The organism is Erysipelatoclostridium sp. An15, from assembly GCF_002160675.1.
Taxonomy (GTDB): Bacteria; Bacillota_I; Bacilli_A; order Erysipelotrichales; family Coprobacillaceae; genus Thomasclavelia; species Thomasclavelia merdavium.
Genome location: NZ_NFLA01000085.1, coordinates 1 through 5,640, shown reverse-complemented (window position 1 = coordinate 5,640; position 5,640 = coordinate 1). Strand labels below are relative to the sequence as shown.

Sequence of the window (5,640 nt, the reverse complement as noted above, 5' to 3'; positions counted from 1 at the left end):
TTATCATCAAGAAATCTAACAACTCACCTCAAACAGAATAGCCTTTCATTTGGGGAAAGGGGCATTATGCACTTTTTTGGTAAAATCCATATTTCCATTTCTATTTTTTATTCAGATTATTACCTCAACTATCTATCTTTTTATCAATATTTATACATGTAATAGAAACCGCATCACAACCATTGATCCATTTGATTCTTCTAATATATAATTGTAACTTAGCCCCTATAGCATCATTATATATTAATTTATTATAAGTTTCCTGGTTTTTGTTCATTTCTTTTAAAGGACAATTTTCGCATTGTTGTTCTTTAGACAAAAATGTTCGATAACAATAATCACCTATTTTAATATTTTTATACATTTTTCTTATTCGATTATTTACATATATCAATCGAAATGTATTTGGATTAATTATATAAATACTGTTTTCTTGAAAATCTAATATGTTTTGCATTATTTGACTATACAAATTTTTTTCCTGTTCCTGATATTTTTTTACAATAAATGTATTAATAATCGCAATAGCAGTTATTAGATTTTCTTTTTCTTCATTAGTAAATTGGTATAATTCATGATATTCTAAACTTATTATCCCAATAATATCATTTTCACTTTTAATTAAACATTGAATAACAGATTTAATCTCAGTGTCTTTATATAATTTTTTTAATACGTTATTATCATTTAAATTTTCTACATTATCAATCCATAAAATACCATTTTGATTAAACAACTCTCCATATTCATTCAATTTATTCGATGATAATAATTCTATTAAATTGTTTCTAATTTTTTCTTCATACTTTAACGTGCTAATAATCTTATATTTTCCATCAATTAAATCTTTTGTAATTATTAAACTTTGTTTCAAATTATAGTGCATCTCTAATAATTCTAAAATAGCATTAATTGTTTTTTGGAGATTTTGTGAGCTATATAGGATTCTAAAAATATAATCCTCTAAATTTTTTATTACTGCATTTCCAGGTTGTTTAACCATTCTTTTTTTATTGTTTACACTTTTAATATGATTAGTTATTGAACCTGTATACAAATATATATCGTTTTTATTTTCGTTTTTCACTTTATATAACGCTTGATCACTATGAAAATATAGTTCTTTAAAATTATGGCCATGATTTGGATATAAAGCAATTCCAATAGAAACCGATATATTAATTTTCACATCACTAGCACCATACACTTTATTTAAGCTTTGGCAAATACTTTTTGCTTTTTCAATTACAATTGGAATATTAGGAATATTTTTCATTAATATTAGATATTCATCACCACCTAACCGCGCAATTAAATCATCAATCCTAAATAATGATTTTAATTTTCTTGATATTTCACAAAGTAAGGCATCACCATATAAATGTCCAAAATTATCATTTATAGCTTTAAAATTATCAATATCTAATATCATAATTGCATGTTTACTATCAGGAGCTTTTTCTATAAGCTGGTTTATTTTAAATTCTATTGCTTTTCGATTATACAATCCAGTTAGTGGATCTAACTCGATCTTTTTTTGCATCACTAAATCTTTTACTTTATTTTCATTAATATCCTTAATATATTCACATGCATACAACTGATCATTAATACAAATCAGAAAAATAGATACTTTTACAAAATGATATTTCTTAGTCTTTTGATTATAAAACCGATATTCGAACTTTAAATAATGTTCGCCATTTTGATACTCTTTCAACAAATTAACTGTACTTAATTCCTTGATGATTCTTTCATAGTCATTTTCATTAACATTATTAGCTAATGAATATACAAAATCACTATAGTCTTTGCCATTTGTTACTGTGATAAAATTATCAATTCCAACATGCTGTTTTAAAATTCTATTATTGTATAAATCAACTTCAATATAGTATAACGAATCTTTGCCTAAAACTTCTCGATATTCTCGTTCTATTTGATATTTTGTTTTCAATTCAACATATTTATTAATATTTTCTACTGCAGCTATAGCTTTAACCGGTTGATTTTGTTGATCAAAAATGGTTGTACAATTTAATCTTACCCACTGAAACTCTCCATCATAATTACGCATTTTTAATTCAATTTGATTATGTGGTTTTCCTTCAGCCATTTCTTGGCACATTTTTTCTACTCTTTTACTATCTTCACTGCTTATAATATCCATTGTTACTAAACTTTCAGGAATATTATAATATATTCTATTATGATCTAAGATTCGTAAAACGGCATCATCAGGGCAAAATAATGCTTTTATGCTTCTTTCTTTAATATCATATTCCCATAAATATGTATTAGCTTGCTTAAAAGCAATTTGATAAATCTCTTTATCGATAGCCAATTTATTTTTATCTTTTGATAATTCATCAATATTATTAGCAACTAAAAAATATCCTTCTAATTTACCATGATAATTAGATATTTTTAATACTGTAATTTTAATTGTTTTGTCATTATAATTCTCAAATATTTCTAATTTATTTTCATTTAAAAAGTTCCATTTTTTTATTTTAGCGCACATTTCTTTAATAAAATAATTATTTAAATATTTATCAAATGCTTTATTCTTATATAATAGATTATAATTTTCATCAATCACTACAATTACATTATCAATGACATCTAAAAGCAATTTATATTCGTTATTAAATTTTCCCATTAATTCATAAATACTATTTACTTGCAACATACTTCCCTCCATATCCACTATTTTGATCTAATTAAAACATTATTGCATAGAAAGAATATATGAACGATTTTGATGCTTTATGATAAAGGATTTTAATTAATATCCACCTTATATAATTATTATGTATTTTATTTGTGATAAAGTTGTTATATTTTATCTATTTTGATTATAATCATAAACTATTAAATTATTCAAGAACTTTATTAATATTTTGTAAAATCTATTTAAAGTCATAAAAAAAGTATGCTAACTAATATTAACATACTCTTTTCAATCATCAATATTTTAATGTATTCTAGTACCATTAGGTAAGTTTTCAACACTGATAACTTCTAACATATCATCATTATCACCAGCTAAGATCATTCCTTGAGATTCTACCCCTCTTAATTTTGCTGGTTTTAAATTTGCAACAACAATTACTTTTTTACCTACAAATTCTTCTGGTTTATATTTATCAGCAATACCACTTACTATTTGTTTTGTTTCTGTTCCAATATTAATTTTAGAAACTAATAATTTATCAGCCTTAGGATGCTTTTTGCATTCTTCAACTGTTCCAACTACTAATTCAATTTTACTAAAATCATCGATTGTAATTAATTCTTTAGCTTCCTCTTTTTTTACTTCTGGCTTTACTTCTTGTAAAGCTTCTACTTTCTTTTGAATTTCTTTTGGATCTAATCTTGCAAATAACATTTCTGGTTTTTCAACAACTTTTGTACCAGGTTGATATAAACCAAATTGATTTAATTCTAATAAATCGCGTTTATCTGTATTAATTTGATCTAAAATTTTATTAGCTGTTGATGGAATAAATGGTATTAAAGCTACTGCTGCAAAACGTATACTTTCAATTAAATTATAAATAACTGTTGCTAAACGATCTTTTTTACTTTCATCTTTAGCAAGAATCCATGGTGTTGTTTCATCAATATATTTATTAGTTCTTCTAAGTAAAGTAAAGATAGCATCTAAAGCATCAGCAGATTTAAATTCATCCATTTTAGCAATTACTTTCTTTGGCATTTGTAATGCAGCTTCTTTTAATTCATCATCAACTGCTTCACTCACATTTGGATTATTAATAATACCATCAAAATATTTATTTGCCATTGCAATAGTTCTATTTACTAAGTTTCCTAAAACATTAGCTAAATCAGAATTAATTCTTTCTACTAATAAATCCCATGTAATACTTCCATCATTATCATATGGAATTTCATTTAATACATAATATCTTACTGCATCTACACCAAAAATATCTACTAAATCATCAGCATAAATTACATTTCCTTTAGATTTAGACATTTTACTTTCACCTTGTAATAACCAAGGATGTCCAAATACTTGTTTTGGTAATGGGATATCTAAAGCCATTAGCATAATTGGCCAATAAATAGTATGGAATCTTACTATATCTTTTCCAATTAAATGTAAATCAGCTGGCCAGTATTTTTTATATAATTCGCCATGATTACCATCTACATCGTATCCTAATCCAGTAATATAATTAGTTAAAGCATCAATCCACACATATACAACATGTTTAGGATCAAAATCAACAGGAATAGACCATTTAAATGATGTTCGAGAAACACATAAGTCTTGTAAACCTGGTTTTAAGAAATTGTTGATCATTTCATTTTTACGAGATGCTGGTTGAATAAATTCTGGATGCTCTTCAATATGTTTCATTAAACGATCTTGATATTTAGATAATTTAAAGAAATATGCTTCTTCTTTTGCATCATGTACTAGACCACCACAATCTGGACATTTACCATCTACTAATTGAGTTTCTGTGAAGAAAGATTCACATGCAGTACAATATTTACCTTCATAATGTCCTAAATAAATGTCACCTTGATCATATAATTTTTTGAATATTTTTTGAACTTGTTTAATATGATATTCATCTGTCGTTCTCATGAAACGATCATATGTTGTATCCATTAAATCCCAAATTCTTTTTACTTCTGCTGCTTTTTCATCAACAAATTGTTTTGGTGGAATTCCAGCTTCATTAGCTTTTAATTCTATTTTTTGTCCATGTTCATCAGTACCTGTTTGAAAATAGACATTATATCCTTCTTGTCGTTTAAATCTTGCAATTGCATCAGCTAAAATAATTTCATATGTATTCCCTATATGAGGTTTACCTGAAGTATATGTAATCGCTGTTGTTAAATAATAATCTTTATTATCTTTCATATCCACTTCTCCTTTTCTAAAAATAAAAAACGCCCTTATTAAAAGGACGAAATAATCGCGGTACCACCTTTTTTACACAAAAATGTGTCACTCAATACTTTTAACGCAAGTTAAACGGTTATCTTTAATTATTCGAGATAACAGCTCTGGGCCCATCACTTAAAGCTTAACTCTTAGTTTCCACCAGCCACTAAGTCTCTATTAGCGCTACTTTAACATTTTCCCTTCTTCGCTTTTCCACTCTTAACTTTAACAAACTCTAAGCCTAAAGTCAAATTAATTTTCATCTAATATTGTAGTTCCATAAGAATTATCTATCACACATAACCATTTACCATCTATCAAACGATAAACATAGGTTGCCCTTCTTTCCATACTATATTCACTTTCTTGAGCATTATTTGCATCTAGTAAGGTTTGTGATATAACTAAAACTGTATCACCTGCTTCTAAAAATTCCATTTTCCCTTGAGTTGGAACAATACTATTATCAAAATATTTGGCTATTTTAATAAAAGCTTCTTTAATTTCTTTTTTTCCACGAGCAATTTTGCCAGGCCTAACTACTAAAATTGCATCATCACTATAAAAATCCATCAAATGATCAAAATCTTCGTTTTTAATTGCTAAATCTGCTTGTTTAATTAATTCTTTAATTACTTCCATTTATACCACCCCTCAATATTATAACATATTATCAAATATAATGTTTCACGTGAAACATTATATTTGAT

General features: G+C 25.9%; 3 protein-coding genes and 1 other annotated feature. All 3 genes read right to left on the bottom strand.

The annotated features are described in order from the left end of the window. Positions 1-124: 124 nt before the first annotated feature. The 3 genes from B5E92_RS14825 to B5E92_RS14815 all read right to left on the bottom strand — a co-directional run bounded on the left by B5E92_RS14825 (position 125) and on the right by B5E92_RS14815 (position 5,572). Positions 125-2,692, bottom strand: coding sequence for a sensor domain-containing diguanylate cyclase (locus B5E92_RS14825; RefSeq protein WP_158095252.1), 2,568 nt, complete (start codon positions 2,690-2,692; stop codon positions 125-127). 285 nt (positions 2,693-2,977) lie between these two features. Continuing rightward, on the bottom strand, positions 2,978-4,906 hold the full coding sequence (gene metG, locus B5E92_RS14820; RefSeq protein ID WP_087303434.1) for a methionine--tRNA ligase: 1,929 nt from the start codon (positions 4,904-4,906) through the stop codon (positions 2,978-2,980). 39 nt (positions 4,907-4,945) lie between these two features. Next, positions 4,946-5,145 (bottom strand) — a binding site (T-box leader). 37 nt (positions 5,146-5,182) lie between these two features. Further along, entirely contained in the window at positions 5,183-5,572 is a 390-nt protein-coding gene (locus B5E92_RS14815) for a DUF4440 domain-containing protein (RefSeq protein ID WP_087303432.1), read from the bottom strand. Between the last annotated feature and the right edge of the window lie 68 nt (positions 5,573-5,640).